This window comes from Marinobacter sp. DUT-1 (assembly GCF_050379415.1).
Taxonomy (GTDB): domain Bacteria; phylum Pseudomonadota; class Gammaproteobacteria; order Pseudomonadales; family Oleiphilaceae; genus Marinobacter.
Genome location: NZ_JBNRLS010000001.1, coordinates 140,500 through 160,511, shown reverse-complemented (window position 1 = coordinate 160,511; position 20,012 = coordinate 140,500). Strand labels below are relative to the sequence as shown.

Here is a 20,012-nt window from a genome sequence, read left to right as displayed (position 1 = left end):
AAAGAGCGGCCCGAAGACCGCTTTTACTCAGTTGTTGCTGGGAACAACAACGCTTTCGTCGAATTCGAGTTCCATGACGTTTCTCCTGAATTCATCCCGGCTGATTGAAAAGGTATGTGAGAAGTTTATCTTTGTCATGATTTTGAACAATCCGTAGAACCCGTATACGACTAAAGGGATAGAGCGAGGGCGATGATCAGAATTTCTGATGATCGGCAGCAAAACATTTTGATTTTATTCTTCAACCGGTCTTTCTAGACTCGGCCCATTGATTCAAAGGACAGGGAGTGGTCTCCAGGCAATGCAGTTCCGAAACAGCACCGAACGATACGGTTCCGTAGCAATCTTCATCCACTGGCTGGTGGCGGCTGCCGTAATCGGCCTGTTTGCGCTTGGTTACTGGATGGTGGACCTTTCCTATTACGACGATTGGTACCGCCGTGGGCCCGATATCCACCGTAGTGTGGGCATACTGTTGCTGGCGGTCATGGTTATCCGGGTAATCTGGCGATTCACCAATCCGCCACCATTGCCCCTGTCCGATCACCAGCGCCTGGAAGTGCTTGCCGCCCATGCGGCGCATGGCCTGCTATACGCGCTGCTGTTTGTCGCAATGGTCAGTGGTTACCTGATTTCCACGGCAGACGGCTCGTCCATCAGTGTCTTCGGCTGGTTCGAGGTACCCTCGGTTACCGGCCAGGTGAAGGGCATGGAGGACGTTGCCGGATCCATACATTACTGGTCAACCTGGGCGATTGTAATACTCGCCGGGCTTCATGCCCTCGCGGCATTGAAACATCATTTTGTTGATCGTGACCGGACTCTGCTTCGTATGCTCGGTAAGTGAGCGGCGAGGCAAGACAGAAGTGACGCCCGATGACCGGGCGGGTTTATCAAAAGGGAGAAACCATTCATGAAGAAAGTATTGCTTGCATCCGCGGTATCCATGGCGTTGGTCGGTGGTGCCGTCCAGGCCGACGGGCACGGTGGCACCTACGCCTTCGATAACAAGGGTACCCACCAGTTCATCACCTTCAAGATTTCCCACCTCGGCTACAGCTGGCTGTATGGCCGTTTCAACGATTTTGATGGTCAGTTCGTGTACGATGCCGAGAACCCGGAAAACAGCTCTGTCAACGTCACGATCGATACCTCCAGTGTTGATTCCAACCACGCCGAGCGTGACAAGCATCTGCGCAGTGAGGATTTCCTGTACGTGGATGAGCACCCCGAAGCGTCTTTCACCAGCAAGCGTGTGGTCGTGGACGAGGATGGCGAAGCGGACATCATCGGTGACCTGACCCTGCGCGGTGTTACGAAAGAAGTTACCCTGGATGCCGAGATGGTCGGCCACGGTGAGGACCCCTGGGGCGGCTACCGCATGGGCTTTGAAGCGGAGACCGAACTGCGGTTGAAGGACTTTGGTATCCCGATGGATCTTGGCCCCACAGCCGAGACCGTTGAGATCATTATCTCTGTCGAGGGGATTCGACAGTAATCCTGGCTGACCCTGCCAGATCCGGTTCCGGGCTCAGCCCGGAACCGTCCCACCCTGCGTTGAGTTCTGACTCAACAAATGAAATCAGTGGTTAGTTAGGTCTGACCGAGCCTGAAGATTCCCGGGATGACGGGCAGTTCTTGCACAGGTGGCGTTGACGCCAGAATTGACCGGCAAAAATCACCAGCCAGATCAGCAGGCCCGCCCACAGGTAGGGCTCCGGTACCGCGAAACTCCCACTGATTGCAAACTCCACCAGGAGCATCAGCGCTACTGCCAGTACTGCATTGACCATGGCTGTCACCATGGCTTGCCCGCAGGCTTTCAGGTTGGGTTTCATAGTGTTCCGCTTGTTCGGGAGTGGAAACTTTCTTCCATTAACTGTTGGTGAGAATACGGCGACCCTTACAGTCTCTCCATGCGGGAATTCCGCTATTGGCGTTTGCATACCCTCACCGGATCAGTAACGGATTGGTGTATCTGCCCCTGCGTCCATATAATGTGCCTTCTTCCTCGGCTCCGTGTAATTCGGGGCCGCGGAGAGTAGCATCACAGCCATTCCAAACAACAGGCAATTCAGGCAAAAGGGGCATCCATGCCAGAATTTCAGACCACCGATGAAGGCTTCGAGCGCGTCTCGCTAAGGGATTACACGGAGAAGGCCTATCTCGATTACTCCATGTACGTCATCCTCGACCGGGCGCTGCCCAACGTCGGGGACGGACTGAAGCCGGTCCAGCGGCGGATTGTCTACGCCATGTCGGAGCTCGGGCTCAAGTCCACCTCCAAGTACAAGAAATCCGCCCGTACCGTCGGTGATGTCCTGGGTAAGTTCCACCCACACGGTGACAGCGCCTGTTACGAGGCCATGGTGCTGATGGCCCAGCCCTTCTCCTACCGCTATCCGCTGGTGGATGGACAGGGCAACTGGGGTTCTCCGGATGATCCCAAGTCCTTTGCTGCCATGCGTTACACCGAGTCGCGCCTGGCCCCCTTTGCGGAGGTGCTCCTCAGCGAGCTGGGTCAGGGTACGGTGGACTGGGTGCCGAACTTCGACGGCACCATGGAGGAGCCATCGGTCCTGCCGGCGCGCTTGCCGCACGTGTTGCTGAACGGCACCACCGGGATCGCGGTGGGGATGGCCACTGATATTCCGCCACACAACGTCCGGGAGGTGGCCGCTGCCTGTATCCGCTTGCTGGACAAACCAGAGGCCGGTGTCGACGAACTGTGTGAGCACATCAAGGGGCCGGATTTCCCCACGCGGGCGGAGATCATCACGCCACGCAAGGACATCCGCCAGATGTATGAGACGGGGCGTGGTTCCTTGCGCATGCGTGCCCGCTGGATCCGGGAAAATGGTGAAGTGGTGGTGACAGACCTCCCGCACCAGGTGTCCGGCAACCGGGTGTTGGAGCAGATTGCCCAGCAGATGCAGACCAAGAAACTGCCCATGGTGGCGGACCTGCGGGATGAGTCCGATCACGAAAATCCGACCCGGCTGGTGATTGTGCCGCGCTCAAACCGCGTCGACCTGGACGGGCTGATGGCGCACCTGTTTGCCAGCACCGATCTGGAGAAGACCTATCGGGTCAATATCAACGTCATCGGTAACGATGGCCGCCCGGGGGTGAAGGGGCTGCACGAGATCCTGACCGAGTGGCTGGCTTTCCGCCGTACCACCGTGACACGCCGTCTCCAGCACCGCCTGGACAAGGTGTTGGCCCGGCTGCACATCCTCGAGGGTCTGCTGGTTGCCTACCTGAACATCGACGAAGTGATCGAGATTATCCGCTACGAGGACAAGCCCAAGGACGAGCTGATTGCCCGGTTCGGGCTGTCGCCGGAGCAGGCCGAAGCGATTCTCGAGCTGAAACTGCGCCATCTGGCAAAACTCGAAGAAATGAAAATCCGGGGCGAGCAGGATGAATTGTCCGCCGAGCGGGACGAGCTGCAGGCGATACTGGGCTCCGAAGACCGCCTCCGGGAACTGATCAAGACCGAACTGCAGCAGGACGCCGAGACCTTCGGAGATGATCGTCGCTCGCCGATCGTGGAACGGGAGGAAGCCCGGGCGTTCAGCGAGGTGGATCTGGTCTCCAACGATCCGGTGACCGTGGTGCTCTCTGAAAAGGGCTGGGTGCGCGCGGCCAAGGGCCATGATATCGAGCCCGAGGGCCTGAGCTACAAGGCCGGTGATCGTTTTGCACTGGCTGCCCGCGGCCGCAACAACCAGCAGGCGATCTTCCTGGATTCCACCGGCCGGGCCTACGCCCTGATGGCGCATTCCCTGCCCTCGGCCCGAGGGCAGGGCGAGCCCTTGACGGGCCGGATCAATCCGCCTTCCGGCGCCTCATTTGCCGGACTGCTGATGGGTGAGCCGGCCAGCAAGGCCCTGCTGGTCACCGACGGTGGTTATGGTTTTGTTACCTCGCTGCAGGACATGATCAGCAAGAACCGCAATGGCAAGGCGGTTGTGTCGGTGCCAAAGGGCGCGAAGATCATGCCGCCGGTGATGGTGCCGAAGGCGGACAAGACCCTTTACCTCGCCGCCATTTCCAACGAGGGGCGGATGCTGGTATTCCCCCTGAACGAGTTGCCGGAACTGGCCAAGGGCAAGGGTAACAAGATTATCAGTATCCCCTCGGCGAGAGTTCAGAACCGGGAGGAATTCGTCGTGGCGGTGGCGGTGTTTGCCGAGGATGACCAGCTCGAGATTCGGGCGGGCAAGCGCAAGATGGGGCTGCAGTTCAGTGACCTCGAGCATTACCTCGGCGAGCGTGGCCGGCGCGGGCACAAGCTGCCCCGGGGCTTGCAGCGGGTTGATGCCATTGACGTGATTCCTTCGGCTGCGCGGGCCGGACAAGAGGAGAGCTCCGACAGTGAGTGAACTGGTACTGATTAATGTCTCCGGCCGCGACAAGCCGGGGCTGACCTCCGAGATTACCGGTATCATGGGTCGCTACAATGTGCGGATCCTGGATATCGGCCAGGCCGTGATCCACGATCACCTGACCTGGGGCATCCTGATCGAGATTCCGGACGAGTCCAAGTCCTCACCAGTGATTCGGGACCTGCTGTTCCGCCTCCATGCCCTGGACCTGCAGGTCCACTTCGCCCCGATCACCGAGAAGGAATATCAGGCCTGGGCCGCCGGCCGGAACCGGGCGTGCTACATCGTCACCCTGCTGGCCCGCGACATCAAGGCAGAACAGATTGCCCAGGTGTCTGCGATAACCGCACGTCACGGACTGAATATCGACAATATCAGCCGGTTGTCTGGCCGGCCCTCGCTGAACCCTTCTGAAAACCGTATTGCCTGTGTCGAGTTCTCGGTGCGCGGCACGCCATCCGATCTGGAACAGCTGCGGGCGGATTTCCTGCAGATTGCCGGCGAGATGAACGTGGACATTGCCTTCCAGGAGGACTCCATCTTCCGGCGTAACCGGCGTCTGGTTGTGTTCGACATGGATTCCACCCTGATCGAAGCCGAGGTGATCGACGAGCTGGCACTGGAGGCCGGCGTGGGGGCCCAGGTGGCGGAGATCACCGAGCGGGCCATGCAGGGGGAGCTGGACTTCAGTCAAAGCTTTGCCGAGCGTCTGGCGCTGCTCAAAGGGCTGGATGAATCGGTGCTGGAGGGGATCGCCGCCCGCTTGCGCATGACCGAAGGGGCCGAACATCTGATCCGAAGCCTCAAGGCCCTCGGGTACCGCACGGCGATCCTGTCCGGCGGCTTCACGTATTTCGCGCGCCACCTCCAGCGTAAGCTGGGGATCGATTACATCTATGCCAACGAGCTGGAAATCGAGGACGGCAAGGTGACCGGAAGGGTCGCCGGGCAGATTGTGGACGGCAAGCGCAAGGCGGAGCTGTTGCTGGAGATTGCCGGGAAAGAACACATTTCCCGGGAGCAGGTGATCGCTGTCGGGGATGGTGCCAACGACCTGCCCATGCTGAGCCAGGCGGGCCTCGGGGTGGCTTTTCGGGCCAAGCCGCTGGTGAAGGAGTCGGCCCGCCACTCGATTTCGACTCTTGGCCTGGACGCGATTCTGTATCTGATTGGCTTCAGGGAGCGGGAAACCAGTGAGACGTTGCAGGATTCGGAGTTCTGAGGGCAGGTAAGCTGAAAAAAAAAGGGCGCCGAATGGCGCCCTTGTCGGTTTTCAGCCCTCGCCGAAATCGTAGTTCATCTCCGAGGTCGGGGCCTGTAGATAGTAGCCCTGGATGTAGTTCACGCCGGCCTGCCAGAGTGTGGCCAGGATGCTGGCGTTCTCCACGAGCGGAATGATGGAGAGCTTGCCGGAATTCTGGAGGGTCTTCACCATTTCCTTCAGCTGGGCCTTGGCGTCGTCACTCTTCTGGATTTCTTCCGTAAAGGAGCCGTCGAGCTTCACATAATCCGCATCCACGTGCTTGAAGGTGTTGAACGGATTCAGCGCGCAGCCGAACTGGGAGATGGACACCTTGCAGTGCAGCTCATGCACCGAACGGGAAAACTCCTTCGCCTGTTTCATGAAGTTGTTGGCATCACCTTCACGGACCTGGAAGATCAGGACATCACCGGGAAGCCTTGCTGCCTTCAGAGCCACACTCAGCCAGGGAGTGAAGGTCTTGTCCTGAAGGGTCTCCGCCGTGATATTGACGAACAGGCGGGTGTCATGGCCGTGGGAGCGGTGGTTGGCCAGCTGCTTTATCGTGTTCAGGATCACCCAGCGATCGATCTTGATCGCGGTCTCGTTGGGGCCTACAGGCGGAAGGAAGTCGTAGGGCGAGACTTCCTGGCCGTCCTTGTCGAGCAGGCGCACGAAGGCTTCGTAATGCTCCTCACCCTCGCCCCGGAGGTTGATGATCGGCTGGAACAGGAGTCGGAAGCTGTTGTCCTCGAGGGCTTTCTGGATAGCTTCCACGGAATTGCTGGAATCCAGGGTCTCATAGTCTGCCGGGTTGTAGACCACTACACCATTGCCCTGGGCGTGGCCGTCCTGCTTTTTGACATCGGACGAGGCCGTGTGGGCACGGCCAAGCAGTTCTTCGGCCTTGGGCGAGTTCTCGGTAATAGCCGCCACACCGATACTGACGGTCATCGGCACGGTTCTGCCATTGATGTCGAACAGGTTGTCCTCAATGGCCTTTCGAACCCGTTCAGCATGCTCGGCCATGGTTTTCTCGTCACAGGGCAGGGACATCATGCAGAAGGCGTCATCGCTCAGTCGTGCCAGAGTGACGTCTTCTCCGGCGGTTTCCTTCAGTAATGCCGCCAGGTCGCCCAGGAGCAGGTCGGCCCCGGCAATGCCCACCTGACCCTTCATGGTGATGAAGTTGTCCAGGGCGATATAGGCGAGAGCGCCGGTCTGGTTGTCCTTGCCGGCACGGGCGACGGCTTCAGACAGCGCATCCATCAGGTACTGCCGGTTATAGAGGCCGGTGAGAAGATCCTGGCTGCTGATCTGGCGGAGCTTTTCTTCCAGCTCGGCATCGCTGTGTTCGGGCTGGAGCACAATCTGGGTACAGGCTTCGCCATCGTAGGTGGCAGACGACACGGTCATGGTGACCTTCAGTTCCTGATCATCGCTGCGTTGTGCCGTGCAGTTGAGAGTCATGCCGTCCTCGCCCTTATCGGCGAAGCTCTTCATGAATTCCTTGTACCTTTCCTGACTTTCCGGCGTCAGTGTATCCAGGACAGGGATGCAGATCAGGTCATCGATATCGTCATAGCCAAGGAAGTCCATGTAGGACTGGTTGGCATAGATGTGCATGCCGTCATTGATGTAGGCAATGGCGTCCTTGGAGCTTTCCAGCAGCAGCTGGCAGCGTTGTTCTGCTTCACGGAGATGGGATTCCAGCACGCGCCGGCGCCGGCGCTCATCCAGGGCGGAAATCTCGCGGTTGACCGTCAGCACCAGCTGGTCCGCGTAGTTGAAGGGCACTGCATCCTGTGCGCCGGCCTTCATGATGCCAACTTTCCGCTCCCGGCTTTCTTCGGCCATCAGCAGGATGAACGGAATGTCCTTGTCCATCCTGCGTACCATCGCCAGGGCCTCGTCGGCACTGAATTCGTCGTCTACATCCCGCGCCAGTAAAAGATCCCAATTGCCGGTTTTCAAAACCTCTTCAAGATCTTCCTCCGAGGTGATGCGATGGGCTCGTGTGGCCTTCCCGGAATTCCTCAGCAGGCTGACCAGTGATTCGGCATCATTTTGAGATGGATCAAGAATCAGCAGGTGTACTGTGGCGTTCTTTTTCTGCATTCGTAAGACGTCTCGTGCTACTCGTTTGCGGAGCCGGCTCCGGGGGCAGCGTTAAGATCTGCTTGTAAAACAGCGCCTTGAGGAAAACTGCTTGCCGAGAGTCAGAGGCCGGTCTGTCACTTATGCAGAATGATGCAGGGGATAGGGGGTAATAACAACCCTCTGTTTGGCCAGTTCGCTACCTGCGTCTCGCTTATCAGAGCGACGGCCACAGCGAATCAAACTCATCCTCACTTGCCACCGGGGTATCGGTCTGGCTGGAGATGTTCAGTGAGGTATTATTCTGCAGTTTCAGTTCGAACTGGCTGATACTGCCTGTGGACGAGACTTTGCGACCGAGTGTGCCCTGGTCCTGCCTGCCGTCATGCAGCAGGGAGATCCGGCTCCCGGACTGAAAGGGCAGTCGGGGGGTAATCAGGGTAGCTGCCTGGTTGACCACGCTGATTTCCGGCAGCAGCAAACCCCGGAGGTACTCGCTGTTGTTGCCGATCTTCTGGAGCAACCGTACGCCGCAAGGCGCGGCACTGGGGGCCAGCAGTTCAATGCCCACCTGGGTGCCCTGGTGTTTGACCTGCCGGATCCAGCGCACAACGGCGATGCTCCAGGGATGGGATTGCTGTTCGCGGACGCCGAGGATTTCACCGGCCTGGATGGACGGCGGCACATTGGCTTCCCAGCCAACACAGTAGCCGCCGGGGCTGGTGTTGATCAGCAGGGCCTCGTGGGAACGGGGCAGGTTTTTCTGCGCAACCGGCTCTGCGGCGGGCCTGCCGAAATAGCCACCACGGAAGTTGATCGGGGTGTCGGGGGAGGAGTGCCGCTCCTCGCTGGGGCCGACATCATGGGCGCCGGCCCAGGCATCTTCCGCTTTCTTCGACTCGGTCAGGAAGTGGTTTTCCTCTTCCTCCCGGGCGTTTGCATTACCGCTGACGAATTCGCTGAAGGTCTTTTCACCGGAAATGAAATAATGGACAGCGGTGAGGCCGACACAGATCTCCAGGGTGCCCTGACTGGCAATGCGGTTGAAGTTGCGCTTGGCCAGGATGCCGAGGGCCTGACTCAGGTGGGTGAGCAGGGTGTTGCTGACGTTGGCCGGGATACGCAGGGGGGTCTCTTTTTCCTGGCGCGAGCGCCGGGCCTGGAGCGTCTCGGAAACCATGTTGGAGAGGTCGCGCGTGTCGAAACCGAAACTCTCGTCACTGGGCTGGTTTTCGAGCAGGCTCCGGTAGATCGGGGGATTGTCGCGCTCCATGTTCACCACAAACAGGCTGTCTTCGCCAATATCCGGGCCACACCGGGTGTGTTCCGTCCAGGTCTCGAACAGATCATAGGCCTGGCTGAGCTCGGACTGCCTCAGCTGGTTGGGGCGGGCGCAACCGAGCAACAGGACCCGCTTGTAACTGCTGGCCAGTGAGCTGGTGCGACGGGATTTCAGGGTGTTGTCTTCGACCTGAAGATGGGCCATTCCGTTGCGGTGGGCGAATCGGTAAAGGCGATGACATTCCAGCCAGCTGCGGGCCGGGCTGGGACAATAAAGCTGGTGAGAGCGCAGGATGGTGGCAGACAGTTCCGAGATGGCCCGGTGGATCGCCATGGTGACCGGCTTTCGGTTCTTGTCCAGACCACCATTGTCGAGACCATCCAGGATGCACAGCTTGTAACCGGTGGCCAGGTGCATCTGCAGGGCCTGGGCCAGATTGGCAATCTTGCGCTGCTTCTCCGGCAGTGCGACGGCCAGACCCAGATAATGCCGGGACAGCTCGTTGCAGACAAAGTGGATTTTGTCCCGGATCAGTTCCAGGAACTGCAATCTCTGCTGGGGGGCGGTCGAGAGGTGGTTCAACTCGATGATTGCATGGTAGAGCTGCCGGGAAACCTCGCCAATGTTGGCCATGGGCAACTGCTCCACCCAGTTGCGGAAGGGCTTCGGCGCCGTTTCGCAAAAGGACAGGGTCGTGGTTTTCTGTTCCGGTACTCGTAGATCAGGTTTCAGAATCGTGCCTTCCATGAATTCGCGCCAATGTCCGGGCCACCGTCGGTTTCCCTTATGTTTTTATTTGTAACCACCATTCGACTCTAAAATAGCAAACGGTCGGCGAAAAGCGAGAAGATCACGAGTTAACAAACTTTGACAAGTGATCGGCTGCCACGATTGTGATCTTGCTCACGGCCACAGGTCCAGGGGCGTCTTGCTTTCCTCACCCGGAACCTCCCGCACCAGCTTCGGAACCAGGAACCCAGGCAGCCTTTTCAGCAATTCCCGCACCAGTTCGCGGGCTTCATTATCGCCCACATCGAAGTGATGCGCACCAGCGACTGGATCAAAGGCATGCAGGTAGTAGGGCATGACGCCGGCATCAAACAGGGTTTCGCTCAGCTCTTCGAGAATCTCCGGCGCATCGTTGACGCCCCGGAGCACTACGCTTTGGTTCAGCAGCGTGGCTCCTGCGGAGCGCAAGTAACCCAGGCCCCGGCGGGTCGGTTCGTCGATTTCGCCGGGGTGGTTGATGTGCAATACGATGACAACCTGCAGCGGTGAGCTGCTGATCCACTTCAAGAGGGCGTCGCACACACGCTGGGGGATCACCACCGGTAGCCGGGTGTGCAGGCGGATTCTCCGGATGTGCGGCACACTTGCGATATCCGCCGCCCAGCGGGCAAGCAGCCGGTCGTTGGCCACCAGAGGGTCGCCGCCGCTGAAGATGACTTCATTGATTTCCGGGCTCTCATTGAGCGTTTGAAGCACCTGGTTCCGGTCCTCAGGCGTGAGACGTTGTTCTTCGTACGGGAAATGCCGGCGAAAGCAGTAGCGGCAATTGATGGCGCATTGGCCCGTGACCATCAGCAGCGCCCGTCTGCGATATTTCCGGATCAGCCCGGTGGTCTGTATAGCGCCACCCTCCTGCAGAGGATCCCGGATGAAACCCGGTACCTCGGCCGTCTCGTCCATTCGCGGCAAAACCTGGCGCAGCAGCGGGTCGTCGGGGTTCCCGGGTCTCATACGGGCAATAAAGGGCTCCGGTACACGGATCGGAAACAGCCGGTGTCCTGCCCGCGCTCCCTCCAGCCAGGATTCGGAGGGCAGATTCAACCGTTCCAGCAGTGCCCCGGGCGTGATCACCGAGGCAGACAGCAGCTCCTGCCAGCTTCGGGAGTCCTGTTCACAGATGTGGGCTTCTATACGGGCGGGGGTTCGCTGTATCATAGCGACCTTTGAAATTTTAACGACATTGTGTCAGGTGGACATTTCATGGCTTCATATTCTACCAACGAATTCCGCGGCGGTCTTAAGGTTTTGCTGGATGGCGACCCCTGTATCATTCTCGAGAATGAATTTGTAAAGCCGGGCAAGGGCCAGGCCTTCAATCGGGTTAAACTGCGGAACCTGATGACCAACCGCGTCTGGGAGCGGACCTTCAAGTCCGGTGAGAGCCTGGAGGCCGCCGACGTTATCGACCAGGACATGGAGTACCTCTACACAGACGGTGAGTTCTGGCATTTCATGAAGACCGACGGATCTTTCGAGCAGTATCCGGCCGACGCCAAGGCGGTGGGCGATACCGTCAAGTGGCTCAAGGAACAGGACGTGTACACCGTTACCCTGTACAACGGTGCTCCCCTGACCGTAACCCCGCCCAACTTTGTCGAGCTGGAAGTGGTGGATACCGATCCGGGCATGAAGGGCGATACCGCCCAGGGCGGCTCCAAGCCGGCAACCCTTTCCACCGGTGCCGTGGTCAACGTTCCTCTGTTCATCACCATCGGCGAAGTGCTGAAGGTTGATACCCGGACCGGCGAGTACGTCAGCCGCGTCAAGAGCAGCTGATTCGGTAATGACTGATCAACCTGTCTGGCAGCCCGCTGCCTCGCAGGCTGCCCTGAAAAGCCGTGCACATCAACTGGCGTTTGTGCGCGGCTTTTTTGCGCAAAGAGGGGTGATGGAAGTGGAAACCCCGGTGCTGGGGCGCTGCGGCGTGACCGACGTGAACCTGGACGGCATCCCGGCGCAGGTATCCGCCTCCGGCATCGGGGGTGGCTGGCTGCAGACCTCCCCGGAATACCACATGAAACGCCTGCTGGCCGACGGAGCTGGTCCGATCTATCAGGTCTCGAAGGTCTTCCGCAATGGCGAGCGTGGGCGGCGCCACAACCCGGAGTTCTCGATGCTGGAATGGTACCGGCCGGGATTCGATGACCGGGAACTGATGACCGAGGTCTCCGACCTGGTATGCGGATGGCTGGGCTGCGAGCGACCGGAGATCATGTATTACCGGGACGCCGTGAAGACCTGGGCTCACGTGGACCCGTTCGAGTCCACAGAGCGGGAGCTGATGCGCCGCTGCGAGGAATGGCTGGAGCCGGACCAGCTGGCAGGACTGGGTCGCGATGGTTGCCTGGACCTGCTGATGAGCTTTGCCGTCGAGCCCAATCTCGGCGTTGAGCGCCCGGCGTTTATCACCGGCTATCCGGCTTCCCAGGCGTCACTGGCAAGGGTATCGGAACATCAGGGCTACTCCGTGGCTCACCGTTTCGAGCTGTATGTCCGGGGACTGGAGCTGTGCAACGGTTACTGGGAGCTGACCGATCCGGTGGAACAACGGCGCCGGTTCGAGGCGGATAACCGTCAACGCCGATTGTCCGGAAAACCCGAAATGCCGATCGACGACGCCTTCCTGGCGGCGCTGGAGCAGGGCTTACCGGACTGCGCCGGGGTGGCCCTGGGGCTGGATCGGCTGCTCATGCTCAAGCTCGGAGCCACCGAAATCTCGGACGTGCTGGCCTTCCCCTTCGAGCGCGCCTGAGTTCAGGCCAGTTCGCCGAAGGCCTCGCCCATGCGCACAGTCTTGCCGGAGACCTGGTCCTCGTTCCAGCGAACTGCACCCTTTGGCATCACCATGATCACCGTGGAGCCGAGCCGGAAGCGCCCCATCTCCTCGCCCTTGGCAAATTCGCGGGCCTGCTCGCCCTCGTACTGGAAGTCGGTTACCAGACCGTTGCCCGGCACCACGACGCCGGACCAAGTGGTTTCGACACTACCCACAATCATCGCGCCCACCAGCACCATCGCCATGGGCCCGGCGTCGGTATCAAAGATACAGACCACCCGCTCGTTGCGGGCGAACAGGTTCGGCACGTTCTCGGCCGTCACCGGATTCACCGAAAACAGCTTGCCGGGGATGTGCACCATTTCCCGCAGCTTGCCGGCCATGGGCATGTGAATGCGGTGATAGTCGCTGGGAGCGAGGTAAATGGTGGCAAACTCGCCTTCGGAAAATGCTTCGGTGCGCTCCAGGTTATCGCCCAGCAACTCATTCAGGCTGAAAGACTGCCCCTTGGCCTGGAACACCCGGTCACCGGTCACCTGGCCCAGCTGGGAAATCTTGCCGTCCACCGGGCTGACAAGGGTCTTCTCACCCTCGGCAATGGGGCGGATGCCCGGCTTCAGCGCCCGCGTGAAAAACGCATTGAAACTCGGGTAAGCGGTCGGGTCCGGCTCCACGGCTTCACTCATATCCACGCCGTAGCGGTCGATAAACCACTTCACCACACGGTTCTTCAAAGCCGGATTGCCCTCACTGTCCGCAAACCGACCGGCAAGGCGTGAGACGGCCAGTTGCGGCGTAACGTACTGGCTCAGGACGAACAGTTTATCGAGCATTGAAACGAACCCTTTGCTTGAGAAGGCGCGCAGTTTAGCAAAACGGCGTAGGGGTGTAGAAACGGTTTTGCCGCTTTGCGACTCAGTCCACCCTCAGGCCCCGGGCCTGCTGCTCGGCCATGTCCGCAAGAATTCGGTGAAAACTCTTCAGCCGCTCCGGACTGATCCTCCCATCCGCGGCTGCCGCCTCCAGGGCACACCCGGGATCCCCCATATGCCGGCAATTCCGGAATTTGCACATGCCAATCAGCTCCCGGATCTCACGGAAACCATACTCGATCTCCTGCGGCGTCATGTGCCACAGCCCGAACTCCCGGATACCCGGCGAATCAATCAGATCCCCGCCCAGGGGCAGATGGAAAAGCTTGGCCGTCGTGGTGGTGTGGATCCCCTTACCAGTACTTTCCGAAACCGCCCCCACCCGAAGCGATTCCCCCGGCAGCAGGGTCTGGATAATCGACGACTTGCCGACACCAGACTGACCTACAAACACACTGGTCTGATCCTTCACCAGCGCCGCAACCTCCGGCGCCGGCTCATTACCCGATTCAGCGGCCGACGTACGCACAACCTCATAACCCAGGCTCTCATACCGGGAGAGTAGTTCCTCGATCTGCTCCCGATTCTCCTCAGTAATCAGATCCGTCTTGTTCAGCAGAATCACCGCCGGAATATCACTGGTCTCCGAAGCCACCAGGTACCGGTCAATCAGGTTGTCATGGGGCTCCGGCTCCGGGGCGATCACCAGAATGATGTGATCAATATTCGCCGCCACCGGCTTCAGCGCCCCGAAATTGTCCGGCCGTTGCAGAAGATTCTGGCGATCACACCGGGCGACAATCACCCCTGTCTCACTCTTGCCCTTGCGCCAGATCACCCGGTCGCCGGTCACCAGACTGTCGATGTTGGCCCGGACAAAACAGCGGAACACCGTCCCGGCATCCGCGCCCTCCAGGGCCTCAACATCCAGCTGCTGGCCATAATGAGCGATGATCAGACCTTCCTGCTCCGGCCCCAGCTCACCGGCCTCGGCCTGCTGTTCAATGACCTTTTCCTTTTTGGCAGCACGGGCAGCCCGTTCCTGCTGGATCTTCTTGATCCGCCACTGTTGCTGTTTGTTCAGTCGCCGTTTTGCCATAAATGATTAGAGAGATCCCGTGAAAGTTCGTCATCGACCGTGCCATCATACTGGAATCACTTGTGGGTCGCTGTAGTATGTTGAACACCTTAACGACTATATCTCCGGAGTAGGAGCTAGCGGTGGGGTAGCCTCTTCGGGAATGTTGAAGGCCAAGGATGGCCTGAAACAAGCGCACATGGACGTGCTCGTAGCGGTTCCCGAAGAGGCTACTCCACCGCTAGCCTGCTCCCAACTCAGAAGGTTAGGAACTCATGTCAGAAGGCAATCGCCTGGTCTGGATCGACCTGGAAATGACCGGCCTCGATCCGGAAAAAGAACGCATCATAGAAATGGCCACCATCATCACCGATGCAGAACTCAACATCATCGCCGAAGGCCCGGTCATCGCCGTCCACCAACCGGACAGCCTGCTAGAGGCCATGGACGAATGGTGCACCAACACCCACGGAGCCAGCGGCCTCACCAAACGCGTCAAAGAAAGCACCATCACCGAAACGGCAGCCGAACAGGAAACCCTCGCGTTCCTCAAAAAACACGTGGGCCCCGGCGAATCCCCCCTGTGCGGCAACAGCATCGGCCAGGACCGCCGCTTCCTCGTCAAATACATGCCGGAACTGGAAGCCTTCTTCCACTACCGCAACCTCGACGTTTCCACCGTCAAAGAACTCGCCCGCCGCTGGCGCCCCGACGTACTCGACGGCGTGAAGAAAAAAGGCAGCCACCTGGCACTGGACGACATCCGCGACTCCATCAACGAACTGCGCCACTACCGGGATCACTTCTTCAAGCTGTAAGCCCGTGCCGGCGTAACGCCCAGTGCACATGCTCACGGACCATCTCTGACGGATGGTCCGCCCGCTGCTTCAAGGCTTCCACCACCGGAATGGTGGTGGGCGCGTTGCCCAGGCCGACCGCCAGATTGCGGAGCCAGCCCTCGTAACCGGTGCGCCGGATCGCCGACCCCTCCGTTCGCTTCAGGAACTGTTCCTCCGTCCACAGGAACAACTCCGCCAGCGAACTGTTATCCAGCCCATGCCTGGGCTGGAAATCCTGCTCTGCCGTTGGCTTGCTGAACTTGTTCCAGGGGCAGACCAGCTGGCAGTCATCGCAGCCGAACACCCGGTTGCCCATCTTGGGCCGCAACTCCTCCGGAATTGAACCCTTCAGCTCAATGGTCAGATAACTGATACAGCGACGGGCATCGAGCAGGTGAGGGCCGACGAAGGCATCGGTCGGGCAAATCTCCAGGCAAGCGGAGCAGCTGCCACAGTGCTCGGTTTTGAAGGCATCATCCACCGGTAGCGGAGCGCTGGTAAAAATCTCGCCCAGGAAGAAAAACGACCCGGCCTTCGGGTGGATCAGCATGTTGTTCTTGCCGATCCAGCCCAGTCCAGCTCGCTGGGCCAGCGCCCGCTCGAGCACCGGAGCACTATCCACGAACGCTCGATACTCGAAGCCGCTGACCGCCTCGTCGATCCATTTCGCGAGGGTGGCCAGGCGCTTGCGCATCAGCTTGTGATAGTCCCGTCCCACGGCATAACGAGTAACGTAAGCGGTTTCCCGGTCAGTGAGTGCTTGTTTCGGGTTATCCGGTGCGGGCAGGTAATCCATCCTCACCGAGATGATCCGGGCCGTGCCGGGCACAAGCGACGTCGGGGTGTAACGCTTGTCGCCATGATGGCCCATATACTCCATTTCGCCCTGGTAACCCTCCGCGAGCCAGGACTGCAGGCGATCGGCATGGGGTCCGGTGTCCGGCAGGGTGATGCCGGCGTCGGCAAAGCCCAGCTGTCCCGCCCATTGCCGGATTTTACCCGGCAAATCATCGAGTTCGGGCGGTGCTGGCGGAGATTCTCTCGGCTCGGTCATGGCTGTGTCGTCAGCGGGTGTGGTCCGGGTGGATTCACTGCGGAAGTTTAATTTGATTAAGTTATGACCTTTTTCCCTGTTTTGCTATGCTTTACAGGTATCTGGCCAATTTTCTTAAACCGGTTTCTGTAACGGGAGCTCAGGCTCATGCCGCCCATCTCTGCGCACAGTCTACCAGACGACCTCTATTCCGCCGATGCTGTGCGGCAGATGGACCGCTACGTGATTGACGAACTGGGCGTGGACGGTTTCGAGTTGATGCAGACCGCAGCCCATGCAGCGTTTCGTCGCCTGGTCCGGCGTTGGCCCGACTGCGGTCCGGTCCTGGTGCTGTGTGGCGCGGGCAATAACGGCGGTGACGGCTACCTGGTGGCGGCCAACGCCAAGCGGCACGGGCTGACCGTGTCCTGCATTGCCGTAGCCCCGACCGAAAAACTTGCCGGCGACGCCCGCAAAGCCTGGCAGAAGGCCGTTGCTGATGGCGTCGAGGTACGCGAGCTGTCGGCCACTGATGAGTCCGCACTCGATGCCTCGTTTGAGCATGCCGGCCTGATCGTCGATGCCCTGCTCGGGACCGGTGTGTCCGGAGCGCCCCGGGAGCCGTTTGCCGGTGTCATTGCCCGTTGCAATGCCAGTGGCGTGCCGGTGCTGGCGGTGGATGTGCCTTCCGGGCTGAATGCGACCACCGGTGTTGCCGACGGTGATGTGGTCCGGGCAACGATGACGGTTACCTTTATCGGTCTCAAATCCGGGTTGTTCACCGGGCAGGGGCCGGCGGTGTGTGGCGAAGTTGTGTTTGACTCGCTGGGTACCGAAAACGATATCGATGCCAGTGGCCAGTTTCCCGTGGCCTGTTTGCGGAACTGGGAAGCCGTGGGGCGGTGGCTCCCGGAACGTGCGGCGAACGCCCACAAGGGGCGGTTCGGGCACGTGCTCATCATCGCCGGGGATCGCGGGTTTGGCGGCGCCGGGCTGATGGCGGCAGAAGCGGCAGCCCGTTCCGGGGCTGGCCTGGTTTCGCTGGCAACGCGCCCGGAGCATATCTCGGCGGCGCTGGCCCGTTGTCCATCAGTGATGGTGCACGGCCTTATTCACGGGTCCGAACTGCCACCGCTGCTCGAAGCGGCGTCGGTTGTGGTGTGCGGACCGGGGATCGGCAAGAGTGCCTGGGGGCAGCAGATGCTTCAGCAGGTGCTGGCCAGCGACAAGCCAAGAGTGCTGGACGCCGATGCGCTGAACCTGATGGCGGCCCGGGTCGCCGTGCCCTCGGACCGTCAGGTGCTGACACCGCATCCCGGCGAAGCGGCGCGCTTGCTCGGCTGCACCGTTGCCGAAGTCGAGGTTGACCGCATGGCAGCGGCGCGCAAACTGCAGTCCGTCTTTGGTGGGGTGGTTCTGCTAAAGGGCGCGGGAACCGTGATTGCCTCCGGTAGCCAGACGGTGGATATTGTCAGCGGTAGTAACCCGGGAATGGCCACCGGCGGCATGGGTGATGTCCTGGCGGGGATTCTCGGGGCCATGTGCGGTCAGTTGGATGATCTGCCCCGGGCGACCATCCTTGGGGCCTGTGCCCATCTGGCGGCGGCTGACCGGGCCTCGGAATCCCGCGGCTACATCGGGCTGATACCCGCCGATGTGATCGATAACCTGCCGTCGGTTTTCCGGCAGATTGAATTTGCCGATATTCAGAAACGGGAGGATGGATGACGATCTACGGTAACGAGCGCCGCCTGTTTCTGGAAGGCGAGGCGGAGACCGAAAAGCTCGGTCAGGAACTGGCCCGTCTGGTCATCGAGTCCGGCCAGGGGCTGACGGTATTCCTGTACGGTGACCTCGGCATGGGTAAAACAACCCTGAGTCGTGGTGTCATGCGTGGCCTCGGACATGAGGGGGCGGTAAAAAGTCCGACTTATACTCTGGTGGAGCCCTACGAGCATCTGAAGCCGCCCGCCTATCATTTTGATCTGTATCGCCTGGGCGATCCGGAAGAACTCGAGTACATGGGCATCCGGGATTATTTCTCCGGAGAGAACCTGTGCCTGATTGAATGGCCGGAGCGGGGCAAGGGCGTCCTGCCGGAGCCGGATCTGGAGATCCACCTGGAGCGGGAAGGGGACGGCCGGTCCGTGATTATCCGGGCCCGTTCGGCCCAGGGTGCCCATTTGATGAACGAGCTGGAACTGGTTGGTCGGGAACACTGACGGCCGGTGAGAGCTGATATTTTGCAGGTAAGCGGTATGTTCAAGGGAAAACGCAGCCTTATCAATTTGCTGGCACTGGTCACAGTCTGGGCCATGGCATGGGGAGCGGCCGCTGGTGACCGTGTCGAGGGTGCGCGGATCTGGCCCGCGCCGGATCACACCCGCCTGGTGCTGGACGTGACCGGCCCGCTGCAACACAACATCTTCTCCCTGAGCGGACCCTCACGGTTGGTGATTGACCTGAGTAACGCCTCGCTCAAGGCAGACCTGGACAAGCTGGATCTCTCGGGCAGCCCGATCCAGCGGATTCGCAGCGCGCCGCGGAACGGGAATGACCTCCGGGTGGTGCTCGACCTCAGAAGCGATATCAAGCCCCGCAGCTTCCAGCTGGAACCCAACCAGCAGTATGGTCATCGACTGGTTGTGGACCTGATCGATGAGAATGGCAGCCGGCTCGAGCGGGCCACCCAGCCGACGGTGACCCAGGATTCGGGTGGCAAGCGGGATGTGATTGTGGTGATTGATGCCGGCCATGGTGGCGAGGATCCGGGCGCGATCGGCCCGCGGGGAACCCGGGAAAAGGACGTGGTCCTGAAAATGGCGAAAACCCTGGAGAGCCTGATCAACAAGCAGCCGGGCTACACCGCCAAGTTGACCCGCACCGGTGACTACTACGTGGGCTTGCGGAACCGGACACTGCTGGCCCGAAAGTATAATGCCGATCTGTTTGTGTCGATCCATGCCGACGCCTTCCGCACCCCCCAGCCAAAAGGCGCGTCCGTCTTTGCTCTGTCCCAGCGTGGGGCCACCAGTGAGACTGCTCGCTGGCTGGCACAGAGCGAGAACCGCTCAGACCTGATCGGGGGCACCGGTGGCGTGTCTCTCGAAGGGCGCGACGACATGCTGGCAGGGGTACTTCTGGACCTGTCCATGACTGCCAGCATCAATGCCAGTCTCGGGGTGGGCAGTTCGGTGCTGGGCAAGCTAGATAACGTTGCCAGGTTGCATAAGTCTGGCGTGGAGCAGGCGGCATTCGTGGTACTGAAATCGCCGGATATTCCGTCCATACTGGTCGAGGCGGGCTTCATCTCCAATCCCCAGGAAGAGAAAAACCTGGCAACGGACTGGTACCGCAGCCGGCTGGCCAGCGCCATCATGGACGGCATCGACGACTATTTCCGCAAGACCCCGCCGCCAGGCACTCTGTTGGCCTGGCAGAAGCAGAATGGCAAGGGCGGCAACGACGTCAGTCAATACCGGATCCGGCGCGGGGACACCTTGTCCCAGCTGGCCAAGGAAAACCAGATTTCGGTTAACGAGTTGATGCGGTTTAACGGCTTGAGTGATGACCGTGTTATGGTAGGGCAAACCATTCGTATCCCCGCATCCTGAG

At 60.0% G+C, this 20,012-nt stretch carries 17 protein-coding genes; 10 read left to right on the top strand and 7 right to left on the bottom strand.

Going from position 1 to position 20,012, the window contains the following annotated elements; all coding sequences use genetic code 11:
* Window positions 1-301 precede the first annotated feature (301 nt).
* The gene (locus ACQUTG_RS00715; RefSeq protein WP_428917570.1) at window positions 302-847 is read left to right on the top strand and encodes a cytochrome b; all 546 of its coding nucleotides are present in this window, start codon (window positions 302-304) and stop codon (window positions 845-847) included.
* Window positions 848-913: 66 nt separating this feature from the next.
* Window positions 914-1,498 carry a YceI family protein gene (locus ACQUTG_RS00710; RefSeq protein WP_428917569.1) on the top strand — a complete coding sequence of 195 codons (585 nt, stop codon included), beginning with the start codon at window positions 914-916 and terminating at the stop codon, window positions 1,496-1,498.
* A gap of 91 nt (window positions 1,499-1,589) precedes the next feature.
* On the opposite strand, the gene ACQUTG_RS00705 is transcribed toward ACQUTG_RS00710, so the two are convergent.
* A complete protein-coding gene (locus tag ACQUTG_RS00705; protein ID WP_428917568.1) occupies window positions 1,590-1,838 on the bottom strand; it encodes a hypothetical protein in 249 nt (82 codons plus the stop codon).
* Window positions 1,839-2,093: 255 nt separating this feature from the next.
* Here ACQUTG_RS00705 and parC point away from each other — a divergent pair, with 255 nt between their 5' ends.
* Together parC and serB are read left to right on the top strand one after the other, a co-directional pair.
* The gene (parC, locus tag ACQUTG_RS00700) at window positions 2,094-4,388 is read left to right on the top strand and encodes a DNA topoisomerase IV subunit A (RefSeq protein ID WP_428917567.1); all 2,295 of its coding nucleotides are present in this window, start codon (window positions 2,094-2,096) and stop codon (window positions 4,386-4,388) included.
* Window positions 4,381-5,613 (top strand): phosphoserine phosphatase SerB, encoded by a 1,233-nt coding sequence (gene serB, locus ACQUTG_RS00695; protein ID WP_428917566.1) that lies wholly within the window; start codon window positions 4,381-4,383, stop codon window positions 5,611-5,613. Before parC ends, serB begins: the two co-directional genes overlap by 8 nt.
* A gap of 51 nt (window positions 5,614-5,664) precedes the next feature.
* On the opposite strand, the gene ACQUTG_RS00690 is transcribed toward serB, so the two are convergent.
* The 3 genes from ACQUTG_RS00690 to epmB form a co-directional block, all read right to left on the bottom strand.
* Window positions 5,665-7,749 carry an EAL domain-containing protein gene (locus tag ACQUTG_RS00690; RefSeq protein ID WP_428917565.1) on the bottom strand — a complete coding sequence of 695 codons (2,085 nt, stop codon included), beginning with the start codon at window positions 7,747-7,749 and terminating at the stop codon, window positions 5,665-5,667.
* 196 nt (window positions 7,750-7,945) lie between these two features.
* Window positions 7,946-9,757: a GTPase gene (locus ACQUTG_RS00685; RefSeq protein ID WP_428917564.1), complete on the bottom strand. Its 1,812-nt coding sequence runs from the start codon at window positions 9,755-9,757 to the stop codon at window positions 7,946-7,948.
* Window positions 9,758-9,913: 156 nt separating this feature from the next.
* Window positions 9,914-10,954: an EF-P beta-lysylation protein EpmB gene (gene epmB / locus ACQUTG_RS00680; protein ID WP_428917563.1), complete on the bottom strand. Its 1,041-nt coding sequence runs from the start codon at window positions 10,952-10,954 to the stop codon at window positions 9,914-9,916.
* A gap of 45 nt (window positions 10,955-10,999) precedes the next feature.
* Here epmB and efp point away from each other — a divergent pair, with 45 nt between their 5' ends.
* On the top strand, window positions 11,000-11,575 hold the full coding sequence (gene efp, locus ACQUTG_RS00675) for an elongation factor P (protein ID WP_092001142.1): 576 nt from the start codon (window positions 11,000-11,002) through the stop codon (window positions 11,573-11,575).
* A 7-nt stretch (window positions 11,576-11,582) separates the two neighbouring features.
* The gene (epmA, locus tag ACQUTG_RS00670; RefSeq protein ID WP_428917562.1) at window positions 11,583-12,551 is read left to right on the top strand and encodes an EF-P lysine aminoacylase EpmA; all 969 of its coding nucleotides are present in this window, start codon (window positions 11,583-11,585) and stop codon (window positions 12,549-12,551) included.
* A 2-nt stretch (window positions 12,552-12,553) separates the two neighbouring features.
* Here the strand turns inward: epmA and asd are convergent, their stop codons facing one another.
* Window positions 12,554-13,408, bottom strand: coding sequence for an archaetidylserine decarboxylase (gene asd, locus ACQUTG_RS00665; protein ID WP_428917561.1), 855 nt, complete (start codon window positions 13,406-13,408; stop codon window positions 12,554-12,556).
* An 82-nt stretch (window positions 13,409-13,490) separates the two neighbouring features.
* Window positions 13,491-14,546 carry a small ribosomal subunit biogenesis GTPase RsgA gene (rsgA, locus tag ACQUTG_RS00660; protein ID WP_428917560.1) on the bottom strand — a complete coding sequence of 352 codons (1,056 nt, stop codon included), beginning with the start codon at window positions 14,544-14,546 and terminating at the stop codon, window positions 13,491-13,493.
* Between the two features lie 254 nt (window positions 14,547-14,800).
* Between rsgA and orn the strand changes: the two genes are divergently transcribed.
* The gene (orn, locus tag ACQUTG_RS00655) at window positions 14,801-15,343 is read left to right on the top strand and encodes an oligoribonuclease (protein WP_428917559.1); all 543 of its coding nucleotides are present in this window, start codon (window positions 14,801-14,803) and stop codon (window positions 15,341-15,343) included.
* Here the strand turns inward: orn and queG are convergent.
* Window positions 15,333-16,418 (bottom strand): tRNA epoxyqueuosine(34) reductase QueG, encoded by a 1,086-nt coding sequence (queG, locus tag ACQUTG_RS00650; RefSeq protein ID WP_428917558.1) that lies wholly within the window; start codon window positions 16,416-16,418, stop codon window positions 15,333-15,335. The two genes, orn and queG, sit on opposite strands and share 11 nt — an antisense overlap.
* Before the next feature lie 147 nt (window positions 16,419-16,565).
* On the opposite strand from queG, the gene ACQUTG_RS00645 reads away from it, so the two are divergent.
* The 3 genes from ACQUTG_RS00645 (at window position 16,566) to ACQUTG_RS00635 (ending at window position 20,011) form a co-directional block, all read left to right on the top strand.
* Window positions 16,566-18,125 carry an NAD(P)H-hydrate dehydratase gene (locus ACQUTG_RS00645; protein ID WP_428917557.1) on the top strand — a complete coding sequence of 520 codons (1,560 nt, stop codon included), beginning with the start codon at window positions 16,566-16,568 and terminating at the stop codon, window positions 18,123-18,125.
* Window positions 18,122-18,619: a tRNA (adenosine(37)-N6)-threonylcarbamoyltransferase complex ATPase subunit type 1 TsaE gene (gene tsaE / locus ACQUTG_RS00640; protein ID WP_428917556.1), complete on the top strand. Its 498-nt coding sequence runs from the start codon at window positions 18,122-18,124 to the stop codon at window positions 18,617-18,619. The genes ACQUTG_RS00645 and tsaE overlap by 4 nt, the downstream gene beginning before the upstream one ends.
* 93 nt (window positions 18,620-18,712) lie before the next feature.
* Complete coding sequence (locus ACQUTG_RS00635) at window positions 18,713-20,011, top strand: N-acetylmuramoyl-L-alanine amidase (RefSeq protein ID WP_428918434.1); 1,299 nt, start codon at window positions 18,713-18,715, stop codon at window positions 20,009-20,011.
* The last annotated feature ends 1 nt before the right edge of the window (window position 20,012 follow it).

What these genes read in the sequence shown, in the direction of transcription:
- ACQUTG_RS00635 (WP_428918434.1), top strand. Translation starts at nt 18,713, where the DNA reads ATGGCATGGGGAGCGGCCGCTGGTGACCGTGTCGAGGGTGCGCGGATC.
- epmB (WP_428917563.1), bottom strand. Translation starts at nt 10,954, where the DNA reads ATGATACAGCGAACCCCCGCCCGTATAGAAGCCCACATCTGTGAACAG.
- ACQUTG_RS00715 (WP_428917570.1), top strand. Translation starts at nt 302, where the DNA reads ATGCAGTTCCGAAACAGCACCGAACGATACGGTTCCGTAGCAATCTTC.
- tsaE (WP_428917556.1), top strand. Translation starts at nt 18,122, where the DNA reads ATGACGATCTACGGTAACGAGCGCCGCCTGTTTCTGGAAGGCGAGGCG.
- ACQUTG_RS00690 (WP_428917565.1), bottom strand. Translation starts at nt 7,749, where the DNA reads ATGCAGAAAAAGAACGCCACAGTACACCTGCTGATTCTTGATCCATCT.
- asd (WP_428917561.1), bottom strand. Translation starts at nt 13,408, where the DNA reads ATGCTCGATAAACTGTTCGTCCTGAGCCAGTACGTTACGCCGCAACTG.
- parC (WP_428917567.1), top strand. Translation starts at nt 2,094, where the DNA reads ATGCCAGAATTTCAGACCACCGATGAAGGCTTCGAGCGCGTCTCGCTA.
- orn (WP_428917559.1), top strand. Translation starts at nt 14,801, where the DNA reads ATGTCAGAAGGCAATCGCCTGGTCTGGATCGACCTGGAAATGACCGGC.
- ACQUTG_RS00710 (WP_428917569.1), top strand. Translation starts at nt 914, where the DNA reads ATGAAGAAAGTATTGCTTGCATCCGCGGTATCCATGGCGTTGGTCGGT.
- queG (WP_428917558.1), bottom strand. Translation starts at nt 16,418, where the DNA reads ATGACCGAGCCGAGAGAATCTCCGCCAGCACCGCCCGAACTCGATGAT.
- efp (WP_092001142.1), top strand. Translation starts at nt 11,000, where the DNA reads ATGGCTTCATATTCTACCAACGAATTCCGCGGCGGTCTTAAGGTTTTG.
- ACQUTG_RS00645 (WP_428917557.1), top strand. Translation starts at nt 16,566, where the DNA reads ATGCCGCCCATCTCTGCGCACAGTCTACCAGACGACCTCTATTCCGCC.
- epmA (WP_428917562.1), top strand. Translation starts at nt 11,583, where the DNA reads ATGACTGATCAACCTGTCTGGCAGCCCGCTGCCTCGCAGGCTGCCCTG.
- rsgA (WP_428917560.1), bottom strand. Translation starts at nt 14,546, where the DNA reads ATGGCAAAACGGCGACTGAACAAACAGCAACAGTGGCGGATCAAGAAG.
- ACQUTG_RS00705 (WP_428917568.1), bottom strand. Translation starts at nt 1,838, where the DNA reads ATGAAACCCAACCTGAAAGCCTGCGGGCAAGCCATGGTGACAGCCATG.
- ACQUTG_RS00685 (WP_428917564.1), bottom strand. Translation starts at nt 9,757, where the DNA reads ATGGAAGGCACGATTCTGAAACCTGATCTACGAGTACCGGAACAGAAA.